Consider the following 20,860-nt stretch of genomic DNA (forward strand, 5'->3'; position numbering starts at 1 on the left):
CGATCTCAGGCGGCGACCGCGACCCCCACCTTCGCCCCCGCCGCCACGATCTCGCCCCAGGTCGCATCGTCGACCCAGATCCCGTCGCGCCGGCGCGCCGCGCGCGCCTCGCGCTCGGGCTCGCCCGCGATCCGTACCGCGTCGAAGCCCTGGCCCGGCGGGCTGCGGCGCAGCCACTCGACGAACTCGCGCGCCTCCTGGTCGAAGCTGGCCTGGGTGCCCAGGCGCTCGGGATCGATCAGCACGGTGAGCATGCCGTTGAGCACGCTGCGGCTGGTGTCGGCCGGCCGGTGCCAGGTGCCGCCGCCGGTCAGCGCGCCGCCCAGCAGCTCGCAGGCCAGCGCCATGCCGTAGCCCTTGTGCTCGCCGAAGGTCATGAGCGCGCCGAACAGGCCGTTGCCCTGCGGCACCACCACCACGCCGGGGTCGTCGGTGGGCGCGCCGTTCTCGTCGATGAGGTAGCCCGGGGGCACGCGCTCGCCCTTGTTGTGGGCCACGCGCATCTTGCCCTGCGCCACGCGGCTGGTGGCGTAGTCGAGCACGAAGGGCTCGGCGCCCGCGAGCGGGATGCCGATGCAGCAGGGGTTGGTGCCGAAGCGCCCGTCGCCGCCGCCCCAGGGCGCGACCACCGGGCGCGAGAGCACGTTGACGAAGTGCATCGACACCAGCCCGTGCGAGGTCGCCATCTCGGCGAAGTGGCCGATGCGGCCCAGGTGGTGCGCATGCGCGAGCGTGAGGATGCAGCTGCCGTGGCGGCGCGCGCGCTCGATGCCGAGCTCCATCGCCTGCACGCCCACCACCTGCCCGTAGCCGTGCTGGCCATCGAGCGAGAGCATCGTGCCGATGTCGAGGTTGATGCGCACCGCCGCGTTGGGATGCAGGCCGCCTTCGGCCACGGCGTCGATGTAGCGCGGCAGCATGCCCACGCCGTGCGAGTCGTGGCCGCTGAGGTTGGCCATCACGAGGTTGGCCGCGACCTGTTCGGCCTCGGCCTGCTGGCTGCCCGCGGCGCGCAGGATGCTCGCGACGGTGGATTGCAGGCTGTCGGCCTGCAGTGTTCTCGGCATGGTTCAGATTCCTTTGGCGTTCACGGTGATGGCGTAGAGCGAGGTGGTGGCGCAGACGAACAGGCGGTTGCGCTTGGGCCCGCCGAAGCAGACGTTGGCCACGCGCTCGGGCACGCGCAGCTTGCCCAGCAGCGTACCGTCGGGGTGGTAGACATGCACGCCGTCGGCGGCGCTGGTCCAGATCCGGCTCTCGGTGTCGAGCCGGAAGCCGTCGAACAGGCCCGCGCTGCATTCGGCGAACACCTCGCCGCCGCGCAGGCTCTTGTTGTCGGGGTTGACGAAGAAACGGCGGATGTGCCGCGGCCCGTTGGGGTCATGGCTCGCACCGGTGTCGGCGATGTAGAGCAGGGATTCGTCGGGCGAGAAGGCCAGCCCGTTGGGCTTCACGAAATCGTCGGCCACGCGCTCGACCGCGCCGCTGGCCGGGTCGATGCGATAGACATGGCAGGCCCCGATCTCGCTGTCGGCGCGCAGGCCCTCGTAGTCCGACAGGATGCCGTAGCTCGGGTCGGTGAACCACACGCCGCCGTCCGAATGCACCACCACGTCGTTCGGCGAGTTGAGCCGCCGGCCCTGCCAGTGCGAGGCCAGCACGGTGATCGAGCCGTCGTGCTCGGTGCGCACCACGCGGCGCGCCAGGTGCTCGCAGCTCACGAGGCGGCCCTGGCGGTCGACGGTGTTGCCGTTGGTGTTGTTCGCGGGTTCGCGCAGCACCGCGGCCTGGCCGTTGCGCTCGTCCCAGCGCAGCATGCGGTCGTTCGGAATGTCGGACCACACCAGCGTGCGCAGCGCGCCGAACCAGGCCGGGCCCTCGCACCAGCGCCCGCCGGTCCACAGCCGCTCGAGCCGCTCGGGCTTGGGCACCAGGCCCGTGAAGCGCGGGTCCAGCGTCTCGAAGCCGGTGCCTTCCAGCGCACCGAAGGGAAGCGTCGTCATCGGCCGTGCGTTCCTACATCACAGCGCCGACCTGCCAGGGCACGAACTCGTTCTGCCCGTAGCCGTGCTGCTCGCTCTTCGAGGGCGCGCCCGAGGCCGTGGCCAGCACCAGCTCGAAGATGCGCTGGCCCATCTCCTGGATCGAGGCCGTGCCGTCGACGATCTCGCCGCAGTTGATGTCCATGTCCTCTTCCTGCCGCTTCCACAGCGCCGAGTTGGTCGCGAGCTTGAGCGAAGGCGAGGGCGCGCAGCCGTAGGCCGAGCCGCGGCCGGTGGTGAAGCAGATCAGGTTGGCGCCGCCGGCCACCTGGCCGGTGGCGCTGACCGGGTCGTAGCCCGGCGTGTCCATGTAGACGAAGCCGTGCGCCGTCACCGGCTCGGCGTATTCGTAGACCGCCTCGAGGTTGCTGGTGCCGCCCTTGGCCACCGCGCCCAGCGACTTCTCGAGGATGGTGGTGAGGCCGCCCGCCTTGTTGCCCGGCGAGGGGTTGTTGTTCATCTCGCCCTCGTTGATGGCCGTGTAGTGCTCCCACCACTTGATGCGGTCCACCAGCTTCTGGCCCACCTCGCGCCGCACCGCGCGCCGCGTCAGCAGGTGCTCGGCGCCGTAGACCTCGGGCGTCTCGCTCAAGATCGCGGTGCCGCCATGCGCCACCAGCAGGTCGACCGCCACGCCCAGCGCGGGGTTGGCGCTGATGCCCGAGTAGCCGTCGGAGCCGCCGCACTGCAGCCCGATCGTGATGTGGGCCGCGCTGCAGGGTTCGCGCGTCACGGCATTGGCGCGCGGCAACATCTCCTCGATCAGCGCCACGCCCTTGTCGACCGTCTTGCGCGTGCCGCCCGTGTCCTGGATGTTGAAGACGCGCAGGTTCTCGCCTTCGGCGAGGTTGCCGGTCGCGAGCCAGGCGTTGATCTGGTTGGCCTCGCAGCCCAGGCCCACCACCAGCACGGCCGCGAAGTTGGCATGCGTGGCATAGCCGGTCAGCGTGCGCTCGAGGATCTGCATGCCCGTGCCCTGCGTGTCCATGCCACAGCCGGTGCCGTGCGTCAGCGCGATCACGCCGTCGACGTTGGGATAGGCCGCGAGCGCCGCCGGGTTGGTCTTGCGCGAGAAGTGGTCGGCGATCGCGCGCGCGGCCGTGGCCGAGCAGTTCACGCTGGTCAGCACGCCGATGTAGTTGCGCGTGGCCACGCGGCCGTCGGCACGCCTGATGCCCATGAAGGTCGCCTCGCGCTTCGCGGGCGCGGGCTTCACGTCGGCGCCGAAGGCGTAGTCGCGCGCGAAGTCGCCCTTGTCAGGGCCCATGTCGAGGTTGTGCACGTGCACGTGCTCGCCGGGCGCGATCGGCTTGCTCGCGAAGCCGATGATCTGGTTGTAGCGGCGCACCGGTTCGCCGGCCGCGATGGCGCGCATCGCGACCTTGTGGCCCGGCGGTATCAGGCCGTGGACCTTGACCTCCTCGACGACGGTGCCGCCGAGCAGTTGCGAGCGCGCGATGACGACGTCGTCGGCGGGATGGAGTCTTATGTAGGGATTCATCGTCAGTAGAACATCTTCGGCAGCCACAGCACAAGCTTGGGCATGTAGGTGATCAGGCCCAGGCTCAGCAGCAGCGGCACCAGCCAGGGCAGGATGGCCATGGTCGTGCGCTCGAAGCTCAGGCCGGCCACGCGTGCCAGCACGAACAGCACCATGCCCATCGGCGGGTGCAGCAGGCCGATCATCAGGTTGAGCACCATCACGAGCCCGAAGTGGATCGGGTCGATGCCCAACTGGGTGGCGATGGGCAGCAGGATCGGGACCAGGATGGTGATCGCGGCGGTCGGCTCCAGGAAGCATCCCACGAACAGCATCAGCAGGTTGGCGAGCAGCAGGAAGACCCAGGCCTCCTTGGTGAATCCCAGCACCCAGCTGGCGATGTCGGTGGTGACGCCGGTGGCCGTCAGCATCCAGCCGAAGATCGAGGCGGCCGCCACGATGAACAGCACCGTGCTCGTGGTCTCGATGGTGTCGAGGCAGACCTTGACGAACATCTTCCACGACAGCGTGCGGTACCAGGCGAAGCCCAGGATCATCGCCCACACGCAGGCCGCGATCGCGCCCTCGGTGGGCGTGAACAGCCCGGTCGTCATGCCGCCGATCAGCAGCACCGGCGTCATGATCGGCAGCAGCGCCTCGAAGCGGAAGAGCTTGTCGAGCACGAACAGCGAGGCCAGCCCGACGAACACCGAGAGCTGCGCCGGCGCGTCGAACTTCGCCACCACCACCCACAGCAGCAGCGGCCAGCCGATCACCACGGCCAGCTCCACCAGGGCCTTGAACAGCCGGGTGCTCGAGAACTTGATGTCCGCGCCCCACTTGTTCTTGTGCGCGTAGTAGGCCACCGTCAGCATCATCAGGATCGCCAGCAGGATGCCCGGCAGGATGCCCGCGAGGAACAGCGCGCCCACCGAGACGTTGGCCATCATCCCGTAGATCACGAAGGGCAGGCTCGGCGGGATGATCGGCCCGAGCGTGGCCGAGGCGGCGGTCACGCCCACCGCGAACTCGGTGGAGTAGCCGTGCTCCTTCATGGCCTTGATCTCGATGGTGCCCAGGCCGGCCGCGTCGGCGATGGCCGTGCCGCTCATGCCCGCGAAGATCACCGAGCCCAGCACGTTCACGTGGCCCAGGCCGCCCTTGAGCCAGCCCACCAGCGCGAGCGCGAAGTTGTAGATGCGCGTGGTGATGCCGGCGTTGTTCATCAGGTTGCCGGCGAGGATGAAGAAGGGCACTGCCAGCAGCGGAAAGCTGTCGATGCCGCCGACCATCCGGTGGATCACCACGAAGGGCGGCAGCGTGCTGTCGCTCACCAGGATGTAGACCAGCGAGGCGCCGGCCATGGCGATGGCCACCGGGATGCCGCCGGCCATGAAGACGAGGAAGATGATTTTCAGCATGGTGTGGGAACCGGGTCTGCCGTGGCCTCAGCGGTCGGCGAGGGTGGATTCGGGACGCTCGAGCACGCTGTAGCCGCGCCGCCAGTGGATGCGCAGCACCTGCAGCGAGCGCCAGGCCATCGCGGCGAAGCCGGCCAGGCACAGGCCGTAGACGATGTTCATCGGCGCATCGACGATGGTCATGCGCGTCTGGTTGCCGATCTTCATCATCATCTGCACCGTCATCACGATGGCCGCGAGGAAGAAGGCCACGCGCAGCAGGTCGACCAGCCGCGACAGCCACAGCCCGGGCGCGCCGCGCAGGTAGCGGTAGAAGAAGTCGACCTGGATCTGGTTGTTCTTGGCCACGCCGATCGCCGCGCCGATGAACACCACGCCGATCAGCATGTAGCGCGCGACCTCCTCGGTCCAGGCGGCCGAGTCGTTCATCACGTAGCGCGTGACGAACTGGTAGAACACGGTGAGCCCGAGCAGCCAGAACAGCGCGAGGGAGATCCAGCCCTCGGCGATGGTGTCGGAAAGGTCCACGGCCTCGTCCTGCGCATGGAAGTGGCCTTCTTCGTCGATGATTTTCTCGTCGCTCAAAACGATCTCCTCGTGGGTGGTCGGCGCTCGCGGCACGGCCCTCCTCGCGCGCGAAAGGAGGCTGGCCGCGCGAAGCGGAAGGGAAGGGCGGGCCTACTTGATCGCCAGGATGCGGTCGTAGTCCTGCTGGCGGTAGCCGTTGTCGGTGGGCTTGGTGGCCTTGAGCACGGCCTCGCGGAACACGTTCTTGTCGACCGTGATCACGTTGTTGCCCTTCTTCTTGAACTCGTCGACCAGCCGCGCCTCCGAGGCGATGATCTCGCGGCCCGTGCGCTCGGCCGCTTCCTCCATCACCTCGCTGAAGATCTTCTTCTCGTCGGCCGACAGCCGGCCCCAGAGCTGGCCCGAGCAGATGGTGAGCAGCGAGTCGACGATGTGACCGGTCAGCGAGATGTTCTTCTGCACCTCGTAGAACTTCTTGGCCTCGATGGTCGGCAACGGGTTCTCCTGCGCGTCGACCGTGCCGTTCTGCAGCGCGAGGTAGACCTCGGCGAAGGCGATCGGCGTCGGGTTCGCGCCCAGCGACTTGGGGAAGGCGAGGTAGGCCGGCGCGTCGGGCACGCGGATCTTCAGGCCCTTCATGTCCTCGGGCTTGCTCACCGGCCGCGCGGCGCTCGAGGTGACGTGGCGCGCGCCGTAGTAGCTCAGCGCCGTGATGTGGTTGCCGCTCTTGTCGTCGTAGCCCTTGGCGAGTTCCCTGAACACGTCGCTCTTCGCGTACTTGAGCTGGTGCTCGGCGTCACGGAAGATGAACGGGAAGTAGGAGATCGCGAGCGGCGTGTAGGTGCGGCCCGCGAAGCTCGCGCCCGACAGGATGATGTCGACCGTGCCCAGCGTCAGGCCCTGGTTGATGTCGGCCTCCTTGCCGAGGCTGGAGGCGGGGAACACCTGGATGTCGTACTTGCCGTTGGTGCGCTTCTTGATCTCCTCGGCGGCCCACAGCGAGTACTTGTGGAAGGGCTCCGAGGTCTCGTAGACGTGGGCCCACTTGAGCTTGGTCTGGGCCGAGGCGAGGCCCGGCGCGCCGAGCGCGCCGGCCGCGAGGGCGCAGGCGGCGAGGGCCTTGAGGGTGGTGCGTTTGCTGTTTCCGCTGCTGCTGATCATGTGGCTTGTCTCCGTTATCGTCGTGGCAGGAAGAAGAAGTAACGCTGGCGAGAAGTCAGGAAGGCTTCGCGCGTCGCCAGCTCGCGCTGAATCGCTGGTGGGACTTGTCCATGTGCTCGTGCATCGCGGCGCGCGCGGCCTCGGCGTCGCGCGCGGCCACCGCGTCGCGGATCGCCTCGTGCTCGGCGATGGCCGAGCGCCACGAGGACACCGTCTCGAAGTAGCCGCCCAGGCGCGTGAAGATCGGGCCCTTGCGCGAGTCCCAGAAGTTCTGCACCGTCTCGATCAGCACCGCGTTGCCGCTGGCGCCGACGATCGCGAGGTGGAAGGCGCGGTCGCCCTCGAGCGGCATCACCTTGCGGTCGGCCAGTTCGCGCATGACCTCGATGGCGCGCGTCATCGCGTCGACGTCCTTGCGCTTGCCCATCTGCGCCGCGATGGCCGCGGTCTCGCCCTCGATCACGCGGCGCGCGCGGATCAGCTCGAGCGGTCCCCATTCGGTGGGCGCCACCGGCGCGCTGGCGCGGTGCGAACGGTCGAGCACGTACACGCCCGAGCCGGTGCGCACCTCGACCCAGCCCTCGACCTCAAGCGCGATCAGCGCCTCGCGCACCGAGGGGCGGCTCACGCCGAGCTGCTTGGCCAGGTCGCGCTCGGCCGGCAGGCGCGCGCCCACGGCGAACTCGCCCTGGCCGATCAGCGCACGCAGCTGATCGGCGATCTGGCGATATAGGCGTTGGGGTTCGACGGTCTGCAGGGGCACGGAGAAGAGAAGGTGAGCAGGTTTAAGGGTTGTCCTGAATTGGACAAGTGGTAAGGCCAATTCAGAATACGATGCGCGGCCCGTGCCACCCATCGGGCCAAACCCGAATCGGAGACACCATGAGATTGAAGGGAAAGACCGCGCTCGTCACCGCGGCCGGCCAGGGCATCGGCCATGCGAGCGTGCTCGCGCTCGCGGCCGAGGGCGCGCAGGTCTGGGCCACCGACGTCAATGCGCAATTGCTCGAGCGCTACGCCGGCGTGCCGAACGTCATCGCCGCCAGGCTCGACGTGCTCGACAAGGCCGCCATCGGCGCGCTGGTGTCGACCCTGCCGCCGCTCGACGTGCTGTTCAACTGCGCGGGCGTGGTGCACAACGGCACCATCGAGCAGGCCAGCGACGACGACCTCGCCTTCGCCTTCGCGCTCAACGTGCGCGCCCAGATGTGGACCATCCAGGCGGTGCTGCCCGGCATGCTCGCGGCGGGCCGCGGCAGCATCATCAACATGGCGAGCGTGTGCTCGAGCATGAAGGGCCTGCCCAACCGCTTCGTCTACGGCACCACCAAGGCCGCGGTGCTGGGCCTCACCAAGAGCGTGGCGGCCGACTACGTCACGCGCGGCATCCGCTGCAATGCGGTGTGCCCCGGCACGGTAGACACGCCTTCGCTGGGCGAGCGCATCAACGCCAACGCCGACCCCGAGGCCGCGCGCAAGGCCTTCGTCGCGCGCCAGCCCATGGGCCGGCTCGCGCGCGCCGAGGAGATCGCGCCCGTGGTCGTATTCCTCGCCAGCGACGAATCCATCTTCGCCACCGGCCAGGCCTTCACGGTAGACGGCGGCATCACCATATGAACCAGCTCGACTTCGCCGGCCGCCACGCGGTGGTCACAGGCGGTGCCACCGGGCTGGGCTTCGGCATCGCGCAGCGGCTGGTCGCCTCGGGCGGCACGGTCACGCTGTGGGACCGCGACGAGGCCGCGGCCGCGCGCGCCGCCGAGTCGCTGGGCCCGGGCAAGGCGCGCGCCCTCAAGGTCGACGTCTCGCAGCAGCCCTCGGTGGCCAAGGCGGTGGCGGCCACGCTCGCGCATGCGCCGCGCATCGATGCGCTCGTCAACAGCGCCGGCATCACCGGCCCCAACGCCAAGCTCTGGGACTACCCGGTGGACGACTGGCGCCAGGTGATGGAGGTCAACGTCAACGGCGTGTTCCTGTGCTGCCGCGAGGTGGTGGCGCAGATGCGCGCGCAGGGAGGGCAGGGCCGCATCGTCAACATCGCCTCGGTGGCCGGCAAGGACGGCAATCCCAACGCCAGCGCCTACAGCGCCAGCAAGGCCGCGGTGATCGGCCTCACCAAGTCGCTCGGCAAGGAGCTCGCCGACACCGGCATCCGCGTCAACTGCGTGACGCCGGCCGCGGTCAAGACCGCGATCTTCGACCAGATGACGCCCGACCACATCGCCTTCATGCTGTCGAAGATCCCGCAGGGCCGCTTCGGCACCGTCGAGGAGGTCGCGGCGCTGGTAGGCTGGCTGTGCACCGACGACTGCTCGTTCTCGACCGGCGCGGTGTTCGACCTCTCGGGCGGCCGCTCGACCTACTGATCGCCCCTTCCCACAGAACCATCCAACCACCCAAGGAAAAGCAAGCATGAAACTCGTCCGCTACGGCAACCCCGGCAAGGAGAAGCCGGGCCTCGTCGACGCCAACGGCCAGCTGCGCGACCTGAGCGCCGTCGTCAAGGACATCGGTCCCGAGCAGCTCGGCGATGCCGCCATCGCCAAGCTGCGCAAGATCAAGACCGACAAGCTGCCGCTGGTCAAGGGCAAGCCGCGCTACGGCAGCCCCGTGGCCCGCGTCGGCAAGTTCATCGCCATCGGCCTCAACTACGCCGACCATGCGGCCGAGTCCGGCCTGCCGGTGCCCAAGGAGCCCGTGGTCTTCATGAAGGCCACGAGCTGCATCCAGGGTCCGAACGATCCCGTGATGCTGCCCAAGGGCTCCGTCAAGAGCGACTGGGAAGTCGAGCTCGGCGTGGTCATCGGCACGCGCGCGCGCTACGTCTCGCAGAAGAGCGCGCTCGATCACGTGGCCGGCTACTGCGTCATCAACGACGTCAGCGAACGCGAGTTCCAGATCGAGCGCGGCGGCACCTGGGACAAGGGCAAGGGCTGCGACACCTTCGGCCCCATCGGCCCCTGGCTGGTGACGCGCGACGAGGTCGAGAACCCGCAGAAGCTCGCGATGTGGCTCGACCTCAACGGCCAGCGCGTGCAGACCGGCAGCACCAAGACCATGATCTTCAGCGTGGCGAAGATCGTGAGCTACGTGAGCCAGTTCATGACGCTGGAACCCGGCGACGTGATCACCACCGGCACCCCGCCCGGTGTGGGCATGGGCATGAAGCCGCCGCTGTTCCTCAAGAAGGGCGACGTGATGGCGCTCGGCATCGAGGGCCTCGGCGAGCAGCGCCAGGAAGTGGTGCCCTTCAAGCTCTGAGTCCCGCGGCAGCCGAGCTCTCGTTTCCTGCCATCGACGGCCCCTTCGGGGGCCGTTTTTCGTTTCCGTGTGCCTTTAAATGTCCCATTGACAGAACATTGAAACTGCAAAAACATCGCCTGCATGTCGCAGATGCCCTTGCCCAAATACCACCAGATCTACCTGGTGCTGCGGGAGCAGTTGCATGAGGGCCGCTTCGCCGCCGACGGGCTGCCGGGCGAGCTCGCGCTCATGCAGCAGTTCGGCGTGGCGCGCGTCACCGTGCGGCGCGCGCTCGAGCAGCTCGCCGCCGAAGGGCTGATCTCGCGCACGCCGGGCCGCCGCACGCGGCCCATCGGCCCGGTCGCGGGCGAGCCGCCGAGCGCGCCGGCCAGCGAGCGCGCCAACCTGCGCGGCCTGCTCGAGAACCTCGTCACCATGGGCCTGCACACCTCGGTCAAGGTGCTCGAGGTCGCGACCATCACGGCCTCCTCGCAGGTGGCCGAGGCGCTGCAGCTGCAGCTCGGCGACCCGGTGCAGAAGGCGGTGCGCGTGCGGTCCACGCGCGAGGGCCCGCTCTCGCACATCACGACCTACGTGCCCGACACCATCGCGCGCCGCTTCGGCCGCCGCGAGCTCTCGAAGAAGCCGATCCTGGTGCTGCTCGAGGAGTCGGGCGTGAAGGTGGGCCGGGCCCACCAGACCATCTCCGCGCGCCTGGCCGACAACGTGCTCGCGCAGCACCTCGACGTCTCGGTCGGCTCGGCCCTGCTCGCGGTGCGCCGCCTGATCTACGACGAAGACGAGCGCCCGGTGCAGTGGCTGCACGGCTTCTACCGTCCCGACCGCTACACCTACGAGATGCAACTGTCCCGCGTCGGCAGCATCGACGCCAAGGTCTGGGTCAGCCGGGACGTGTCGGCCAAGTTCAACTGAAGACAAAGAAAAGGAAACGCCCCATGCAGACCCGCCGCCGCTTCGTTTCGCAGTCCGCCACCCTGGCCTCCGCGCTCGCCTTCCCGCTGATCGGCGGGGCCCAACCCAAGCCGCTGAAGGTGGGCGTGCTGCACCCGGTGACGGGCGCGCTCGCCTACTCGGGCCAGCAGTGCCGGCTCGGCGCGCAGCTCGCGATCGAGGACATCAATGCTGCGGGCGGCATCAAGTCGCTCGGCGGCGCGAAGCTCGAGGCCCTGCTGGGCGACGCGCAGTCGCAGCCGCAGGCGGGCGCGGCCGAGGTCGAGAAGATGAACGAGGCCGGCGTCAGCGCCATCGTCGGCGCCTACGCCTCGGCGATCTGCCTGGCCACCACGCAGGCCGCGGCCAAGTACAACCTGCCGCACGTGGTCGACGTGGGCGTGGCCGACCAGATCGTCGAACGCGGCCTGAAGAACACCTTCCGCTTCGGCCCCGGCTACCGCAAGTCGACCGAGGTCGCGATGGCCAACCTGCTGGTGCTCAACAAGGCCGCGGGCAACCCGGCCAAGACCGTGATGGTGATCCACGAGGAGTCGCTGTTCGGCGCCGGCACCGCGCAGTTGCTGGCGCGCGAGCTGCCGGGCTACGGCTTCGAGGTGAAGGAGGTGGTGAAGCACGCCAACCCCACGCGCGACTTCAACAACATCGTGCTGCGCATGAAGTCGATCAACCCCGACATCGTGATCCCGGCCAACTACTACAACGAGTACGCGCTGCTGGTGCGCACCATGCAGCAGCAGAAGGTGGTGCCCAAGGCGATCTTCTCGGTGCTCGGCGGCGCGGCCTCGAGCTACAAGTTCGTGAAGGAGTTTCCCGACGCGGCCAACGGCATCATCGACTGCAACCACTGGTTCAACCCCAGGGACAAGCGCGCGCAGGAGCTGCGCAAGCGCGTCGAGGCCAAGGGCCAGTTCTTCAGCTACGAGGTCTTCATGACCTATGCCTCGATGTGGCTGCTGGCCGATGCACTGGAACGCGCCAGGTCGGGCGAGCGCGCCGCGATCGTCGACGCGCTCGAGAAGAGCACCTTCTCGAACCACTTCATGCCCTATGGCCCCACGAAGTTCGTCAATGGCCAGAACGAGGGCGCGCAGCCGCTGATGACGCAGGTGGTGAAGAACGACATCAAGGTCATCATCCCGCGCGACTACCGCGAGGTGGAGCCGCTGTTCCCGCTGAAGGCATGAGCGTGCGACCAACCATGCCACGGTATTCAGGCAGCCGTCGATCAGCCGCGGAGCCCGGCATGTGGTGCGGGGCGGGCGATCCCCTCTGCGCCGCCGAGGAGCGCAGCGTTTCGCGGATCAGGGCTCGCAGCTGTTTGAGCGAAGCGAGTTCTGCGAGACCCCGCGAAACGCGAGCACCGCAGGGCAGCCGCGAAGCGGCCGGCGCAGTGGGGTCGCTCGACCCGCACCGCATGCCGGGCGGCCCACAACCCACGCGCGACGAACAAAAATGCTAGACCCCAGCATCCTCTTCCCCTCGGTGCTCAACGGCCTCACGACAGGCGCCGTCTACGCACTGATCGCGCTGGGCCTCACGCTGATCTACGGCGTGCTGCACATCATCAACTTCGCGCACGGCGCCTGCCTGATGGTGGCGCTGTACGCGGTGTACTTCCTCAAGGAGCGGCTGGGCATCGATCCCTACCTCGCGCTGCCCGTGGTGGTGCTGGGCATGTTCGCGCTCGGCTATGCGCTGCAGCGCGTGGTCATCAACCGCGCGGGCCACGGCAAGGACGAGAACATCCTGCTCGCCACGCTCGGCATCGCGATCGTGATGGAGAACCTCGCGCTGCTGTTCTTCAAGTCCGACACGCGCAACATCGACACCGCCTATTCGCTGAGCACCGTGGCCATCGGCCCCGCGATGATCGCCGTGCCCAAGCTGGTGGCCTTCGCGGGCGCGCTCGTGGTCTCGGGCATCCTGTTCTGGATCATGGGCCGCACCGATCTCGGCCGCGCCATCCGCGCCGTCGCCAAGGAGAAGGAGGGCGCCAAGCTCATGGGCATCGATGTCGACCACGTCTACGCCATGAGCTTCGGCATCGGCCTGGCCTGCCTCGGCGCGGCCGCCTGCTTCCTGCTGCCGGCCTACTACGTCAACCCGCAGGTCGGCGGCGGCTTCGTGCTCGTGGCCTTCACCATCGTCGTGCTCGGCGGCATGGGCAGCTTCGTCGGCGCGCTGATCGGCGGCTTCCTGGTCGGCGTGGTGGAGTCGCTCGGCGGCCTCTACCTCGGCGAATCGCTGGGACAGATCGGCATCTTCGCGATCTTCATCGGCGTGGTGCTGTTCCGGCCGCAGGGCATGTTCGGGGCCAAGGCATGAGCGCAGCGAAGCAACTCGCGGGCATCGCGCTGTTCGCCGTTCTGGTGGCATGCGTGCCGCTGGTCACGAGTTCGGGCGTCACGCTCAACTTCGTGATGATGGCGCTCTACGCCACGCTGATCGCTCAGGCCTGGAACATCCTCGGCGGCTTCGGCGGCCAGTTCTCGTTCGGCCACGCGCTGTTCTTCGGCACCGGTGCCTACATCCAGGCCATCGCGCAGCTGCAGGGCGGCATCAACGCCTGGGTCGCGCTGCCGCTGGCCATCGCAGGTGCCGCGCTGGTCGGCCTCTTCATCGGCGCGCTGAGCTTTCGCTACGGCCTCAAGGGCTCTTACTTCGCGCTGGTCACGCTGGCCTTCGCCGAGGTGTTCCGCATCCTCGCGCTGTCGGTCGACTTCACGGGCGGCGGCGTCGGCCTGATGGTGCCGCTGCGCGAGTCGGTCGCCAACCTGCAGTTCGCCACGCGCGCCGGCTACCTGTGGGTGGTGCTCGCGATGGTCGTGGTGGCGCTGCTCGTCACCTGCTGGCTGCGCAATGGCCGCTTCGGCGCCTACCTGCAGGCCGTGCGCGACAACGAGGACGCGGCGCGTGCCGTCGGCGTCGACCCCTTGCGCGTCAAGCTCGCGGCCATCGGCCTGTCGGCCGCCTTCATGGGCGCGGCCGGTGCCTTCTACGTGCAGGTGTTCCAGTACATCGATGCCGGCATCGCCTACGGCCCGGCCGTGTCGGTCGAGGCGCTGGTGGCGGCCATCGTCGGCGGCATGGGCACCGTGTGGGGCCCGGTGCTCGGCGCGGTGGTGCTGCACCTGCTGTCGGACTTCACGCGCAACCTGTTCGGCGAGCTGCCGGGCATCAACATGGTGATCTACGGCACCGTGCTCGTGCTGATCGTGATCTTCGTGCCGCGCGGCATCGCGGGCATCGGCCAGTCGGTGCGGCAGCTCTGGAACGCGAAGGGAGGCCGTGATGAGTGAGTCTTCCCTGCTGGTGCTCGAGGGCGTCTCGCGCTCCTTCGGCGGGCTCAAGGCGGTGCAGAACGTGAGCCTCGCCGTGCGCGAGGGCAGCCTCAGCGCGCTGATCGGGCCCAACGGCGCGGGCAAGACCACGCTGTTCGCGCTGATGTCGGGCTTCCTCAAGCCCGACGCCGGCAGCGTGCGCTTCGCGGGCCAGGACATCACCGGCCGCGAGCCGCACCGCAATGCCGCGCTCGGCATGACCCGCACCTTCCAGATCGTGAAGCCCTTCGCCGCGCAGACCGTGCGCGAGAACATCGCGGTCGGCGCCCACCTGCACCTGCGCGGCCGCACCGAGGCGCTGCGCGAGGCCGAGGCCGTGGCGCAACGCGTGGGCCTCGCGCCGCAGCTCGACAAGCCCGCCTCCGACCTCACCGTGGCCGGCCGCAAGCGCCTCGAGCTCGCGCGCGCGCTCGCCACCCGGCCGCGCCTGCTGCTGCTCGACGAGGTGCTCGCCGGCCTCAACCCGCAGGAGATCGCCGAGATGATGCCGGTGGTGCGCGGCATCGCCGCGAGCGGCGTGACCGTGCTGATGATCGAACACGTGATGCAGGCCGTGATGAACCTCGCCGAGCATGTCTGGGTGCTGGCACAGGGCCAGCTGATCGCCGAGGGCAGCCCGGCGCAGGTGACCTCCGACGACCGGGTGGTCGAGGCCTACCTGGGCCACGGCACCGCGGCGCGGCTGCGCAAGGCCGCAACGGGAGCCGCAGCATGAGCGCTTTGCTGGAAATCGAAGGGCTGCGCGGCGGCTATGGCCGCGTCGAGGTGCTGCGCGGCGTCGACCTCAAGGTGAACGCCGGTGAGATGGTCGCGCTGCTCGGCAGCAACGGCGCGGGCAAGTCCACGCTCAACAAGATGGTCTGCGGCCTCACCCCGGCCTGGGGCGGCACGGTGCGCTTCGACGGCAAGGACCTGAGCGGCGCGCACTACCGCGACGTCGTCAAGGCCGGTCTGATCCAGGTGCCCGAGGGCCGCAAGGTGTTTCCCAACCTCAGCGTGCGCGAGAACCTCGAGCTCGGCTCGTTCACGCGGGCGCGCGAGCGCCGCGCGCAGAACCTCGAGAAATCGTTCGCGCTGTTCCCGCGCCTGCGCGAGCGCATGGACCAGCATGCCGGCACCATGAGCGGTGGCGAGCAGCAGATGCTGGCCATCGCGCGCGGGCTGATGGCCGAGCCGGTGCTGCTGATCCTCGACGAGCCTTCGCTGGGCCTCTCGCCGCTGCTGGTCGAGGAGATGTTCACGCTGATCCGCGAGCTGCGCGATGGCGGCCTGGCCGTGCTGCTGGTCGAGCAGAACGTCGGCCAGTCGCTCGAGATCGCCGACCGCGCCTACGTGCTCGAGAACGGCAGCGTGCGCTTCTCGGGCCTGCCCGGCGAGCTGCTCGTGAGCGACGAACTGCGGCGTGCCTACCTGGGACTCTGAGGCGCTTCCCTCCACGATCTCTTCCGGAGAACAACACATGAAAAGACGCGACATCCTCCTTTCGTCGCTGGCCGCGGCATGGGCCGGCCACAGCCTGGCGCAGATCGGCGGCGCGCCGGTGCGCATCCTGGTCGGCGCGCCCGCGGGCGGCTCCACCGACACGCTGGCGCGCTCGCTGGCCGTGAGCATGGGCCCGGCGCTGGGCCGCAACGTCATCGTCGAGAACAAGCCCGGCGCGGGCGGCAACATCGCAGCCGATGCCGTGGCCAAGGCCGCGCCCGATGGCAACACGCTGCTGATGAGCTTCACCAGCCATGCGATCAATGCCACGCTCTATCCGAGCCTGCCCTTCGATCCGGTCAAGGACTTCACCGCGCTCACCTGCGTCGCGACCTCGCCCTCGATCCTCGTGGCCCATCCCTCGGTGCCCGCGAAGGACGTGCGCGAGCTGATCGCGCTCGCCAAGGCGAAGCCGGGCCAGCTCAACTTCGCGATCGGCGCCGTGGGCTCCTCGCTGCACATGGCGGGCGAGGCCTTCAAGATGCAGTCGGGCGTGGACATCGTGAACATCCCCTACAAGGGCACCTCGCCAGCGGTACAGGACGTGCTCGCGGGCCAGGTGCAGCTGATGTTCGCGGCCGTGGGCAACGTCAAGGCCCACATCCAGGCCGGCAAGCTCAAGGCGCTGGGCGTGACCACGGCGAAGCGGCTGCCGGCCTTCCCCGAGGTGCCGGCCATCGCCGAGGCGCTGCCCGGCTACGAGTCGAGCGCCTGGTTCGGCCTGTTCGGCCCCGCGCGCATGCCCGCCGAGCGGATCAAACAGATCGGCGATGCCGCGCGCCATGCGCTGCAGCAGGCCGACATGCGCCAGCGCCTCGAGATCGAGGGCGCGATTCCCGTCGGCAATTCGAGCGAGCAGTTCTCGGCCTTCGTGCAGAGCGAGATCGTGCGCTGGGCCAAGGTGGTCAAGTTCTCGGGAGCCAAGCCCGAATGACCTCGACGGCTTCAGCACAGACCCTGGCGCAGAAGCTCATCGCGCGCGCCAGCGGCCGCGAGCGGGTGGCGGTGGGCGAGATCGTGACCTGCGGCGTCGACCTCGCGATGTTCCACGACTCCTCGGGACCGCGCCGCCTGCAGCCCATGCTCGAGGAACTGGGCGCGCAGATCTGGGACCGCTCGCGCGTGGTGCTCGTGATGGACCACTACGTGCCCGAGCGCGACGACGACTCGCGCCGCATCGTGCGCATCGCGCGCGACTGGGCGCGCGACCAGCAACTGCCGCACGTCTACGACAGCCAGGGCATCTGCCACGTGGTGGTGCCTCAGCACGGCCACATCCGCCCCGGCATGCTGTGCGTGGGCGGCGACTCGCACTCGCCCACGGGCGGTGCCTTCGGCGCCTACATGTTCGGCGTCGGCAGCACCGAGATGCTCGGCGTGGTGGTCACGGGCGAGATCTGGCTGCGCGTGCCCGAGACCCTGCGCATGTGGTGGGACGGTGCGCTGCCCGCGGGCGTGACCGCCAAGGACATGATGCTGCACATGATCGGCCGCTTCGGCATGAACGGCGGCCGCTACCAGGCCGTGGAGTTCGCGGGGCCGGCCGTGGTCGCGCTGTCGATGCAGGAGCGCATGACGCTCTCGAACATGAGCGCCGAGCTCGGCGCGCAGGCCGGGCTGATCGCACCCGATGCCACCACGGCCGCGTTCCTGGCCGGTGCCGGCGCGCCGCCGGTCGACATGGCGCCGTGGTTCACCGACGCCGATGCCGCGCTCACGGACCATCGCTTCGATGCCACCACGCTCGAACCCCACGTGGCCGCGCCGCACAGCCCGGCCAATGCGCATGGCGTGAGCCGCTTCGTCGGCACGCCGGTCGACGTGGCCTACATCGGCGCCTGTACCGGCGCCAAGCTCGACGACCTGCGCGCCGCCGCGCAGGTGCTGCGCGGCCACAAGGTCGCGAACGGCATCCGCCTGATCGTGGCGCCCGCGAGCCTGCGCGACCAGGAGCAGGCGCGCGAGGAGGGCGTGCTGCAGGTGCTGATGGAGGCCGGCGCCGAGCTGTTCCCCACCGCCTGCGGCGCCTGCTCGGGCTATGGCGATCCGATGGGCGACGACATCACCGTCATCTCGACCACCGCGCGCAACTTCAAGGGCCGCATGGGCTCGCCGACCGCGCAGGTCTACCTGGGCTCGCCCTACACCGTGGCGGCCGCCGCGCTGCGTGGTTGCGTGACCGATCCGCGCGAGGTGCTGGCATGAGTGACCGGGACCTGCACCGTCTGCACCGGGTATGGCGCCTGGGCGCCGACATCGACACCGACGCGCTCGCGCCCGGCCATGCGATGAAGCATGGCATCGACCGCATCGCGCAGCATTGCCTCGAAGCCATCCGCCCCGAGTTCGCGCGCGAGGTCCGAGCGGGCGACGTGATCGTGGCCGGCCCCAACTTCGGCATCGGCTCCTCGCGCGAGCAGGCCGCGGCCGTGCTGGTGCAGCTGGGCGTGGCCGCGGTGATCGCGCCCTCGTACAGCGGGCTCTATTTCCGCAATGCCTTCAACGTCGGCCTGCTGCTGTTGACCTGCGCCGAGGCCGAGTCGCTGCACGACGGCGAACAGATCGCGCTCGACATCGGCACGCCCGCGCTGCGCGGCGCCGACGGGCGCACGCTGGCCTGCGAACCCGTGCCGGGCTTCCTGACCGAGATGGTCGAGGCCGGTGGCCTGCTGCCGCTGCTGCGCCGTCGCATGGCGGCGAAGAAGGAAGCCGATGCCGCCTGACATCGATCCACGACGCTCGGTGCTGCAGGCCGTGGTGGCGCTGCATGCGGCGCGGCCGGCCGATGCCGAAGCCGCCGCGCAGGCGCGCCGGCTGCTGGTCGACACGGTCGGCTGCGCGCTCGCGGGCCGGCAGGCAGGCGAGGTGCGCCGGCTCGAGGCCGCGCTCGCCGCCTGCGAACCCGGTGGTTTCGCGTTCCCCGCCGGCCCGTCGCTGGCCGTGCAGGCGGCCGCGCAGGTCATCGCCATGGCCGCGACCTGGGACGAGGCCTGCGAAGGCCACGCGCTCGCGCACGGCCGGCCCGGCGTGCCGCTGGTGGCGGCGCTGCTGCCGCTCGCGCTGCGGCGCGATGCCAGCATCGGCGACTTCGTCGATGCCTTCGTGCTCGGCTACGAGGTCGGCGCGCGCTGCGGCGCCTGGCTGCGCATCCGCCCCGGCATGCACGTCGATGCCAACTGGCCCGCGCTCGGCGTGGCGGCGGGCGCGGCGCGGCTGCTGGGCCTGGCGCCCGAGGCCATCGTGCAGGCCATCGACATCGCGGCCTGCCAGCTCGCCACCAGCCTCTACCTGCCGGTGGCGCAGGGGCGCACGGCCCGCAACACCTACCTGGGCCACAGCGCCTCGCTGGGGCTGCAGGCGGCCTTCGCGAGCGCGGCCGGCATCGACGCGCCCGAGGGCGCGCTGGCCCACTACGCGGCGAACCATGCGGCGGCCACCGCGCAGCCCTTGCCCGATGCATCGACGCTGCTGCTGCGCGACGCCTACCTCAAGCCCTTCGCGGCCGTGCGCCACGTGCACTACGGCGCGACCGCCGCGCGCGCCATCCGCGAACGGCTGGGCGGCGACACCGCGGGCATCCGCCGCATCGTGCTCACGGTCTACGAGGAGGCGATCGTCTATTGCGGCAACCGCGCGCCGCGCACGCCGATCCAGGCGCAGTTCAGCCTGAGCTTCGGCCTCGCGGCGATGCTGCGCTTCGGCGATGTCGATCCCTCGGTCTATGCCGTGCCGCGCTTCGACGACGCCGAGCTGCGCCGGCTCGAGGCGCTGGTCGAGCTCGAGGTCGATGCCGACCTCACGGCGCGCCGCGAGCGTGGCGCCACGCTCGCGCTGACGCGCGACGGCGTCATGCACGAAGAGACCGTGACCACCATCACGGGCGACGCCGGCCATCCGCTCGACCGCGCGACCCTGGTCTCCAAGTTCAAGCACTACGCAGCACAGTCCGTCGCGCCCGCGCGCTCCCAGGCCTTCTGCGACGACGTGCTCGACGCGCCCGCCGACACCGCGCTCGGCGCGCTGTGGCAACGGCTCTGACCCGATTCCTCTTCACCACCTTCACGCCCCACCCACCATGAAACTCCTGCGCTACCTCGCCAGCACGCTGCTCGTGTGCCTGCCGCTCGTCGCCGCCGCCCAGGCCGGCGGCTTTCCCGACAAGGCGATCCGCATCGTCGTGCCCTTTCCTCCGGGCGGCGCCACCGATGCCGCGGCGCGGCTGGTCGCGGTGAAGATGAGCGAGCACTGGGGCCAGCCCGTGGTGGTCGACAACCGCGCGGGCGCGGGCGGCAACGTGGGCTCGGACCTCGTGGCCAAGGCCCCGGCCGACGGCTACACGCTGGTGATGGGCGTGACCGGCTCGCATGCCATCAACACCTCGCTCTACAGCCGGATGCCCTACGACCCGGTGGCCGACTTCGTCGCCATCAGCCAGGTGGCCGTGGTGCCCAACGTGCTGGTGGTGCATCCCTCGGTGCCCGCGAAGAACCTGGCCGAGCTGGTCGCGCTCGCGAAGAAGGAGCCCGGCAAGCTCAACTACGCCTCGCTGGGCAACGGCACGGCCGCGCACCTGGGCATGGAGATGCTCAAGGCCGAGGCCGGCGTCGACATCACGCACGTGCCCTACAAGGGCAGCGCGCCCGCGGTGTCCGACCTGCTGGCCGGCCAGGTGCAGATGATGGTCGACGGGCTGCCCTCGGCGCTGCCGCACGTCAAGGCCGGCAAGCTGCGCGCGATCGCGCTCACCAGCCTGCGCCGCTCGCCCTCGCTGCCCGATCTGCCGACCATCGCCGAGAGCTACCCGGGCTTCTATGCCGATGCCTGGTCGGGCCTGTTCGCGCCCAAGGGCACGCCGCAGCCGGTGGTCGACAAGCTCTCGGCCGAGGTGCAGCGCATCCTCAAGCTGCCCGAGGTGCGCGAGAAGCTGGCCGCGCTCGGCGCCGAGCCGGTGGGTTCCACGCAGGCGGAATTCGCTGCCCACGTGAAGAAGGAAATCGACAAGTGGGCCAAGGTCGTGAAGACCAGCGGAGCGAAGGTGGATTGAAATGAAATACGAACAGCCGGACGCAGAGGACGCGAAGGTTTCGCGAAGACCGCAAAAAGGATCCAGGAAAACTTTCGAGGTTTTCTTTCGCGACCTTTGCGGAACCTTCGCGTCCTCTGCGTCCGGAAGTCCGATCCCGTTTT

At 69.5% G+C, this 20,860-nt stretch carries 21 protein-coding genes; 14 read left to right on the forward strand and 7 right to left on the reverse strand.

Going from position 1 to position 20,860, the window contains the following annotated elements; genetic code table 11:
- Positions 1-5 precede the first annotated feature (5 nt).
- The 7 genes from KV106_RS31040 to KV106_RS31070 all read right to left on the reverse strand — a co-directional run bounded on the left by KV106_RS31040 (position 6) and on the right by KV106_RS31070 (position 7,395).
- Positions 6-1,067, reverse strand: a complete 1,062-nt coding sequence (locus KV106_RS31040) for a malate/lactate/ureidoglycolate dehydrogenase (protein WP_261214994.1) — start codon at positions 1,065-1,067, stop codon at positions 6-8.
- A 3-nt stretch (positions 1,068-1,070) separates the two neighbouring features.
- A complete protein-coding gene (locus tag KV106_RS31045; RefSeq protein ID WP_261214995.1) occupies positions 1,071-2,003 on the reverse strand; it encodes an SMP-30/gluconolactonase/LRE family protein in 933 nt (310 codons plus the stop codon).
- A gap of 13 nt (positions 2,004-2,016) precedes the next feature.
- Positions 2,017-3,543, reverse strand: a complete 1,527-nt coding sequence (locus KV106_RS31050; protein WP_057590937.1) for a UxaA family hydrolase — start codon at positions 3,541-3,543, stop codon at positions 2,017-2,019.
- Positions 3,544-3,545: 2 nt separating this feature from the next.
- Positions 3,546-4,943, reverse strand: a complete 1,398-nt coding sequence (locus KV106_RS31055) for a TRAP transporter large permease (protein ID WP_261214998.1) — start codon at positions 4,941-4,943, stop codon at positions 3,546-3,548.
- A gap of 27 nt (positions 4,944-4,970) precedes the next feature.
- Positions 4,971-5,528: a TRAP transporter small permease gene (locus KV106_RS31060; protein WP_261215000.1), complete on the reverse strand. Its 558-nt coding sequence runs from the start codon at positions 5,526-5,528 to the stop codon at positions 4,971-4,973.
- A gap of 93 nt (positions 5,529-5,621) precedes the next feature.
- On the reverse strand, positions 5,622-6,632 hold the full coding sequence (locus tag KV106_RS31065) for a sialic acid TRAP transporter substrate-binding protein SiaP (protein ID WP_261215002.1): 1,011 nt from the start codon (positions 6,630-6,632) through the stop codon (positions 5,622-5,624).
- A 55-nt stretch (positions 6,633-6,687) separates the two neighbouring features.
- Positions 6,688-7,395 carry a FadR/GntR family transcriptional regulator gene (locus KV106_RS31070; protein ID WP_057590941.1) on the reverse strand — a complete coding sequence of 236 codons (708 nt, stop codon included), beginning with the start codon at positions 7,393-7,395 and terminating at the stop codon, positions 6,688-6,690.
- 119 nt (positions 7,396-7,514) lie between these two features.
- On the opposite strand from KV106_RS31070, the gene KV106_RS31075 reads away from it, so the two are divergent.
- The 14 genes from KV106_RS31075 to KV106_RS31140 all read left to right on the forward strand — a co-directional run bounded on the left by KV106_RS31075 (position 7,515) and on the right by KV106_RS31140 (position 20,717).
- Positions 7,515-8,249: an SDR family oxidoreductase gene (locus KV106_RS31075; RefSeq protein WP_261215005.1), complete on the forward strand. Its 735-nt coding sequence runs from the start codon at positions 7,515-7,517 to the stop codon at positions 8,247-8,249.
- The gene (locus KV106_RS31080; RefSeq protein ID WP_261215006.1) at positions 8,246-8,998 is read left to right on the forward strand and encodes an SDR family NAD(P)-dependent oxidoreductase; all 753 of its coding nucleotides are present in this window, start codon (positions 8,246-8,248) and stop codon (positions 8,996-8,998) included. The genes KV106_RS31075 and KV106_RS31080 overlap by 4 nt, the downstream gene beginning before the upstream one ends.
- A gap of 46 nt (positions 8,999-9,044) precedes the next feature.
- Positions 9,045-9,893 (forward strand): fumarylacetoacetate hydrolase family protein, encoded by an 849-nt coding sequence (locus tag KV106_RS31085; protein ID WP_261215008.1) that lies wholly within the window; start codon positions 9,045-9,047, stop codon positions 9,891-9,893.
- 132 nt (positions 9,894-10,025) lie between these two features.
- Positions 10,026-10,808 carry a GntR family transcriptional regulator gene (locus KV106_RS31090; RefSeq protein ID WP_261215009.1) on the forward strand — a complete coding sequence of 261 codons (783 nt, stop codon included), beginning with the start codon at positions 10,026-10,028 and terminating at the stop codon, positions 10,806-10,808.
- A 23-nt stretch (positions 10,809-10,831) separates the two neighbouring features.
- On the forward strand, positions 10,832-12,034 hold the full coding sequence (locus KV106_RS31095; protein ID WP_261215011.1) for an ABC transporter substrate-binding protein: 1,203 nt from the start codon (positions 10,832-10,834) through the stop codon (positions 12,032-12,034).
- A 268-nt stretch (positions 12,035-12,302) separates the two neighbouring features.
- Positions 12,303-13,175, forward strand: a complete 873-nt coding sequence (locus tag KV106_RS31100; RefSeq protein ID WP_203204273.1) for a branched-chain amino acid ABC transporter permease — start codon at positions 12,303-12,305, stop codon at positions 13,173-13,175.
- Entirely contained in the window at positions 13,172-14,149 is a 978-nt protein-coding gene (locus KV106_RS31105) for a branched-chain amino acid ABC transporter permease (RefSeq protein ID WP_261215014.1), read from the forward strand. Before KV106_RS31100 ends, KV106_RS31105 begins: the two co-directional genes overlap by 4 nt.
- Positions 14,142-14,906, forward strand: a complete 765-nt coding sequence (locus tag KV106_RS31110; RefSeq protein ID WP_057590948.1) for an ABC transporter ATP-binding protein — start codon at positions 14,142-14,144, stop codon at positions 14,904-14,906. The genes KV106_RS31105 and KV106_RS31110 overlap by 8 nt, the downstream gene beginning before the upstream one ends.
- Positions 14,903-15,613, forward strand: a complete 711-nt coding sequence (locus tag KV106_RS31115; protein WP_261215021.1) for an ABC transporter ATP-binding protein — start codon at positions 14,903-14,905, stop codon at positions 15,611-15,613. Before KV106_RS31110 ends, KV106_RS31115 begins: the two co-directional genes overlap by 4 nt.
- Positions 15,614-15,650: 37 nt before the next feature.
- Positions 15,651-16,607 (forward strand): tripartite tricarboxylate transporter substrate binding protein, encoded by a 957-nt coding sequence (locus tag KV106_RS31120; protein ID WP_057590950.1) that lies wholly within the window; start codon positions 15,651-15,653, stop codon positions 16,605-16,607.
- Positions 16,604-17,878, forward strand: a complete 1,275-nt coding sequence (locus KV106_RS31125) for a 3-isopropylmalate dehydratase large subunit (RefSeq protein WP_261215024.1) — start codon at positions 16,604-16,606, stop codon at positions 17,876-17,878. Before KV106_RS31120 ends, KV106_RS31125 begins: the two co-directional genes overlap by 4 nt.
- Entirely contained in the window at positions 17,875-18,396 is a 522-nt protein-coding gene (locus tag KV106_RS31130; RefSeq protein ID WP_261215027.1) for a LeuD/DmdB family oxidoreductase small subunit, read from the forward strand. Before KV106_RS31125 ends, KV106_RS31130 begins: the two co-directional genes overlap by 4 nt.
- Positions 18,386-19,711, forward strand: coding sequence for an MmgE/PrpD family protein (locus KV106_RS31135; protein WP_261215028.1), 1,326 nt, complete (start codon positions 18,386-18,388; stop codon positions 19,709-19,711). The genes KV106_RS31130 and KV106_RS31135 overlap by 11 nt, the downstream gene beginning before the upstream one ends.
- A gap of 37 nt (positions 19,712-19,748) precedes the next feature.
- Positions 19,749-20,717, forward strand: a complete 969-nt coding sequence (locus tag KV106_RS31140) for a Bug family tripartite tricarboxylate transporter substrate binding protein (RefSeq protein ID WP_057590954.1) — start codon at positions 19,749-19,751, stop codon at positions 20,715-20,717.
- The last annotated feature ends 143 nt before the right edge of the window (positions 20,718-20,860 follow it).

This window comes from Variovorax endophyticus, assembly GCF_025376855.1.
GTDB lineage: Bacteria > Pseudomonadota > Gammaproteobacteria > Burkholderiales > Burkholderiaceae_C > Variovorax.

Excerpts from the sequence above, each read along its gene's own strand:
- KV106_RS31040 (WP_261214994.1), bottom strand. The coding sequence starts at position 1,067 with ATGCCGAGAACACTGCAGGCCGACAGCCTGCAATCCACCGTCGCGAGC.
- KV106_RS31045 (WP_261214995.1), bottom strand. The coding sequence starts at position 2,003 with ATGACGACGCTTCCCTTCGGTGCGCTGGAAGGCACCGGCTTCGAGACG.
- KV106_RS31050 (WP_057590937.1), bottom strand. The coding sequence starts at position 3,543 with ATGAATCCCTACATAAGACTCCATCCCGCCGACGACGTCGTCATCGCG.
- KV106_RS31055 (WP_261214998.1), bottom strand. The coding sequence starts at position 4,943 with ATGCTGAAAATCATCTTCCTCGTCTTCATGGCCGGCGGCATCCCGGTG.
- KV106_RS31065 (WP_261215002.1), bottom strand. The coding sequence starts at position 6,632 with ATGATCAGCAGCAGCGGAAACAGCAAACGCACCACCCTCAAGGCCCTC.
- KV106_RS31075 (WP_261215005.1), top strand. The coding sequence starts at position 7,515 with ATGAGATTGAAGGGAAAGACCGCGCTCGTCACCGCGGCCGGCCAGGGC.
- KV106_RS31080 (WP_261215006.1), top strand. The coding sequence starts at position 8,246 with ATGAACCAGCTCGACTTCGCCGGCCGCCACGCGGTGGTCACAGGCGGT.
- KV106_RS31085 (WP_261215008.1), top strand. The coding sequence starts at position 9,045 with ATGAAACTCGTCCGCTACGGCAACCCCGGCAAGGAGAAGCCGGGCCTC.
- KV106_RS31090 (WP_261215009.1), top strand. The coding sequence starts at position 10,026 with ATGCCCTTGCCCAAATACCACCAGATCTACCTGGTGCTGCGGGAGCAG.
- KV106_RS31095 (WP_261215011.1), top strand. The coding sequence starts at position 10,832 with ATGCAGACCCGCCGCCGCTTCGTTTCGCAGTCCGCCACCCTGGCCTCC.
- KV106_RS31100 (WP_203204273.1), top strand. The coding sequence starts at position 12,303 with ATGCTAGACCCCAGCATCCTCTTCCCCTCGGTGCTCAACGGCCTCACG.
- KV106_RS31105 (WP_261215014.1), top strand. The coding sequence starts at position 13,172 with ATGAGCGCAGCGAAGCAACTCGCGGGCATCGCGCTGTTCGCCGTTCTG.
- KV106_RS31110 (WP_057590948.1), top strand. The coding sequence starts at position 14,142 with ATGAGTGAGTCTTCCCTGCTGGTGCTCGAGGGCGTCTCGCGCTCCTTC.
- KV106_RS31115 (WP_261215021.1), top strand. The coding sequence starts at position 14,903 with ATGAGCGCTTTGCTGGAAATCGAAGGGCTGCGCGGCGGCTATGGCCGC.
- KV106_RS31120 (WP_057590950.1), top strand. The coding sequence starts at position 15,651 with ATGAAAAGACGCGACATCCTCCTTTCGTCGCTGGCCGCGGCATGGGCC.
- KV106_RS31125 (WP_261215024.1), top strand. The coding sequence starts at position 16,604 with ATGACCTCGACGGCTTCAGCACAGACCCTGGCGCAGAAGCTCATCGCG.
- KV106_RS31130 (WP_261215027.1), top strand. The coding sequence starts at position 17,875 with ATGAGTGACCGGGACCTGCACCGTCTGCACCGGGTATGGCGCCTGGGC.
- KV106_RS31135 (WP_261215028.1), top strand. The coding sequence starts at position 18,386 with ATGCCGCCTGACATCGATCCACGACGCTCGGTGCTGCAGGCCGTGGTG.
- KV106_RS31140 (WP_057590954.1), top strand. The coding sequence starts at position 19,749 with ATGAAACTCCTGCGCTACCTCGCCAGCACGCTGCTCGTGTGCCTGCCG.